Below are 4,617 nucleotides of genomic sequence, written 5' to 3'. Positions count from 1 at the left end.
CGACCAAAGAATTCATCTCAAAACAATGGAATAATGAGGTTGTTGAGTATTTCTTGGACTTAATTGATAAACGAATTCTGCAAATAAAATCTAATCCGAATATTGCTCCATTAATACCTAACACCCAATTCAGAAAGCTTCTAATCCATAAAAGTGTGTCGCTATTTTACATCAACACAGGCAAGCTCACCAAAGTACTTCTTCTTTGGGATAATCGCCAGAACCCTATTGACTTGACTAACAAACTGACTGTTGCAAACATTACCTAGCTACGCATATGCTAAAGTGCTTTAGTGACTGCTCCTCGCCCATTCGTTCAATGTTTGGAGCACTGCTCCATCAGATTACTCTCCTTCTGGCTTTTCTCCTAACTGTTCCACAAAGAATGAAATCAAACCTTTCTCCCATGCCGGATTCTTCATTATAATGTGATCCATTCCCGGAAACTCTACCAATTCGAAATTTTCGTAGTTGATACGCTTCAGTTCCTCTATTAAATAGTAAGTATCATCGATCGGCACATCATCATCTGCCGTTCCATGGTTAATCAGCAATGGAGCTTTGAGTCTATTGAGCTTTGGTGTTAAGGCAGATCGCTCATAAGCCTTGGGACATTCGTCAGGTAAGCAACCCATATAAGCTTCGATAGCTATACGAAAATTTACCGGATCAATAGCGGGAGCACTCAGGTGAGCAGCTTTGTAGAAATAAGGATGCTCAATAACGGCTCGTAGTGCATAATGCCCACCCCAGCTGTGGCCAGCGATACCAAGTTTATCCAAATCCATGTACGGTCGTTTACTAGCTAATTGCTGCAAGACGTGCACATGATCGGCCAATTCCAATTGCCCAAATTTGCCATAGCTAAGGTTACGAAATTTCTCGCCACGACCTGGTGTACCGCGACCATCGATGATCACCACAATAAACCCCTGATTGGCCAGGTTTTGCAATTCAAAATGGGAAGGGGATATGATACTCCTGTCGATCGCGGCAGTATGGGCCGCCCCATAGATCCATTCTACTACAGGGTATTCTGCGTCAGGATTAAAATTTTTGGGTTTAAACACCATGGCATCGATCGTGACTTTGCCATCGGAAGCCAACATCGGAACCACTTCAGGCTTTAGCCCAATTTCAGCCAGGGGAGACATATCTGCTGACCAGTAAGTGGAGCGTGTTTTGCCTGATGTGTCTATTATCTCCAGAGTTGAAAATTTGTCCATGTCATTGCGCCATACCCATAAGCTGTCTCGCGTTTCAGTCAAAAGCACTTCCATGATGGTTGGCCCATCTATGATTTTTTCGATGTTTTGCTCGTTCAATGATGATCTGTACACCTGTTGATTTTGAGGGTTTGCATGATCACCCTGCCCGACAAAATATGCATAACCTTCAACCGGGTCAACAGAGGCCAGAAAACTCACCAACCCATTTTTCTCATAGTTGGTTAAAGGTCGTATCAATTCTCCGTTTTTGTCATAGAGGTATAGCTGGTAATAACCAGACCGCTCACTGGTATAAATAACTTGCTCACGATCATCGAGAAAGTAAAACACATTTGATCTGCGTAGCCTACCTGTATAACCTTGTAGCAGGTACAGTCCCAAAAGATACGTATCGGCAGTTTCTGAAAGCCAAACTTCAGTTTCTCCGGTTTCAGGACTCACCTGTAGAAGCTCGAGTGTTTTCATCAGCCGATCAGCCCTGGCCATGCGTAACTCACTTCCATCTGTACTCCACGACAAAGCGTGCACGTAGGGCTTGGTTAGGCCATGAGCAATTGGCTTTACTTCCCCTGTTGAGGTGGTTACAATATAATATTGAATTTTAGGAAGAGGATCTCCCGCACGACTATAAGGCCACTGTACCACTGTATCTTTTTTCGTTAACGAGATTCTGGGTACAGCTCTGTCATCAACCTGTCTGGCCAAGAGATACGTGCCATCGGGTGACCACAGCGCATCGGCTATATCCCATCGCCAGCCTTTGGTAGGCTTTGCTACTATGTGTTGAGTTGAGTCAGTGGTGCGAAAGTAAAGCTCGCCATTTGGTGTGTGTCCTGCATAGCGCTCTGTGCCTTGATGATAGGCCTCTCTCACAGGTGGTATATGGTTAAATAGCCCTGGCCCAAGTACCTTGCCTTGTGGCCGAGGGTCATTAAGATGCTCAGGAAAGGGAGGTATTAAGTCTGTCATGACCTGCAGCCGATTTTGTGAGGATACCTGAAGAGCACAAAAAACGAGGCAGATTGCAAAGAAATATATTAAGTGTTTCATGAGGTTAGATAGTAATAGACAATCTCAATTTAACTTTTAATTTAATTAAATCTTCAAATGGTTAAAAAATTAAATCACCAGGCCTGTATTTCCCTCACCTTTTATATAATTAGAGAAATCACTACTTTCACTGCAAATCAGTACGGTAGGCGCCCAGCGTCATACAGACGTACGTTAGCTACAAGTTGAGAAAAATTCTATACATATCAGTTTTATTAATATTTGGATGTCAGTCTGATAATTCAGAAAGGCGTGCAGAAGTACTAATCGACACCACTCGATTTGAGAATGGATATAATGTTCTATTCTTCAGCTCTGATGAAAAAGACTCTGTATATAGGTTTAGCTATATAGAGGACACGTTGATTCTTCAGGATATAATTATTTATAATAATCCAGAGGATTGAAAATTCAAATTAAACCTTTGGGCGACTCAATTGAATTGACATTACTGAATCAAGAATATGATTACCTTCATGTCGCTCACAATGAAGACAGAGAATTTAAAATCATAAGCAATGTTGATAGTCATATTAGCCCTTCTAATAAAACTAAATTGAACCTTAATGATACTACTCTTTCGAATTTGTTCATTAGGGACTGTTATTTATACCCAATGTTGGACTCAACTGGAACAGGAATTGGAATAGAAATTAGCAAGTATACCCACCTGAAATTGAATTAAGTAAATCGTACTGTACAGCTAAAATGAGCTATATGGCTCAGTGCGTATCTGATACTTTGAATGCACCGCAGATTCAAAATTTTATCGGAATTAATAAAGCTCGGAGGCCCTGCCTTTGCCAGCAGGCAGGAACAGCGTCATATCTCGTTAGAGCAAATTTTGCGTGACTGACGAACTACATAATAAATTTTATTGTATAACTTTATATTATGAGAACAGTCGAATTAAGATCACACCTACACGAACTTATTGATAAGATAGAGAACTCTAATCTTCTGCAATCATTATACGACATCCTTTTAGAGCGTAAGGATTCTAAGCCAGGGGCTTTATGGAAGAGCTTATCAATAGAGCAAAAAAAAGAGGTCTTAAAAGCTTATGAAGAGTCCAATGACCCCGAGAATTTAATCCCTCACTCCGAAATGAAGAAAAAATATAAATGACGATTTATTGGACGAAGAGGTCTGAATCAAAGTTTCTAAAAATAAAATCGTATATCAATAAAGAGTTTGGACAGTTATCTACAATTAAATTTCAGGACAAGGTATTCGACTTTCTTGAGTTATTAGAAAAATTCCCTGAATTAGGTTCTTTGGAGGTTGCAGAAAAGAAAATCTACGGATTTCAGATATCTAAGCAAACTCGTGTTTTTTATCGAATCAATAAAAATCACATCAGTCTGCTTACATTCTTTGACTCTAGACAGGATCCAATCAAAAAGCCTAAATAACTTGCTCTAGTCGAGTAGACGGCCGTGAGCCATAAGCCTATGGTGCACCTCTCATCCGCCAGCTGGCGGATACGGGTCTCGTACTGGGCGGTTCGTAAAGCATAAAGCAAGTGCTCTTTACACCACTTACCTTTTTCCGCTACTTTTAAGATAAGACTTAACAAGGGCTCCTTATCGAATTTTGGATTCTAAGCCAGGGGCTTTATGGAAAAGCTTACCAATAGGACAGGAAAAAAGAGATCTTAAAAGCTTATGAAAAGTCCAATGACCCGAGAAGCATTCCGGGTCTCGAAAATACTTGGGCAGGCAATGGTGGCAGAAAGTTCTTGCCCAATGTCTGTACAACTTGGCTCAAAACACAGAATTACTCATACGCGAAATTCATGCCGCACATCCCCTCGTGAATCAAAAGATTTCATTAGTTTGCGTGCTTAATCAGCCTAGGTAGCACACAGCGCGCTAGCCGGGCGTTAAGACCATAGTCTAAACAAATGAAAGTAATTACAATCACGCTATTGTTCATGTCCTCTTATTTAACTGTAATTGGACAAGAAGTAACTCAATCTAAAAACAAACTGTTAATTGGAGGAACATTTGGAATCAATAAAACAACAGTTGAGGGTTTATTAGTTGATAACCACGTCTCATATAATGGTAGAACTCGTGGAAAAATAAATGATAGGAATGGGCTGAATCTATCATTTTTAGTACAATATGATTTCTGGAAGTATGGTTATTTTAAAACTGGACTAGGTTATTTTGAAAAAGGAGCTTATGTTGAAAGCCAATTAATTCAAGATTTCAATGCTCAAGTAAATTATCTTAATATACCCCTATTGATTGCATTAAAATTTCCATTAAATAATCAACTTAATCTGGCTCTAGAGTCTGGCGTTTCATTAAATACAAAAATTGGATGCAAA

5 protein-coding genes are annotated in these 4,617 nt (G+C 40.0%); 4 read left to right on the top strand and 1 reads right to left on the bottom strand.

All coding sequences use genetic code 11. The features are described 5' to 3' along the window. On the top strand, positions 1–269 hold a 269-nt coding region (locus E1176_RS20905), incomplete at its 5' end, for a type II toxin-antitoxin system RelE/ParE family toxin (protein WP_222933091.1). 75 nt (positions 270–344) lie between these two features. Here the strand turns inward: E1176_RS20905 and E1176_RS05710 are convergent. Next, positions 345–2,198 carry a S9 family peptidase gene (locus E1176_RS05710; RefSeq protein ID WP_185152649.1) on the bottom strand — a complete coding sequence of 618 codons (1,854 nt, stop codon included), beginning with the start codon at positions 2,196–2,198 and terminating at the stop codon, positions 345–347. 975 nt (positions 2,199–3,173) lie between these two features. On the opposite strand from E1176_RS05710, the gene E1176_RS05705 reads away from it, so the two are divergent. From E1176_RS05705 to E1176_RS05695, 3 genes are all read left to right on the top strand, one after another. Continuing rightward, a complete protein-coding gene (locus E1176_RS05705) occupies positions 3,174–3,407 on the top strand; it encodes a hypothetical protein (RefSeq protein ID WP_155209603.1) in 234 nt (77 codons plus the stop codon). Then, the gene (locus tag E1176_RS05700) at positions 3,404–3,694 is read left to right on the top strand and encodes a type II toxin-antitoxin system RelE/ParE family toxin (protein ID WP_155209602.1); all 291 of its coding nucleotides are present in this window, start codon (positions 3,404–3,406) and stop codon (positions 3,692–3,694) included. Before E1176_RS05705 ends, E1176_RS05700 begins: the two co-directional genes overlap by 4 nt. Positions 3,695–4,185: 491 nt before the next feature. Then, positions 4,186–4,617: outer membrane beta-barrel protein (locus tag E1176_RS05695; protein WP_155209601.1), on the top strand; the 432-nt coding region annotated here is incomplete at its 3' end.

Origin of the sequence: Fulvivirga aurantia (assembly GCF_009711475.1) — a bacterium.
Lineage (GTDB): Bacteria > Bacteroidota > Bacteroidia > Cytophagales > Cyclobacteriaceae > Fulvivirga > Fulvivirga aurantia.
Note: the sequence above shows the minus strand (reverse complement) of the source record. Positions and strands in the feature narration are given on the sequence as shown.

Bases quoted from the DNA above. Each gene is read 5' to 3' on its own strand.
- E1176_RS05710 (WP_185152649.1), bottom strand. From the start codon at position 2,198: ATGACAGACTTAATACCTCCCTTTCCTGAGCATCTTAATGACCCTCGG.
- E1176_RS05705 (WP_155209603.1), top strand. From the start codon at position 3,174: ATGAGAACAGTCGAATTAAGATCACACCTACACGAACTTATTGATAAG.
- E1176_RS05700 (WP_155209602.1), top strand. From the start codon at position 3,404: ATGACGATTTATTGGACGAAGAGGTCTGAATCAAAGTTTCTAAAAATA.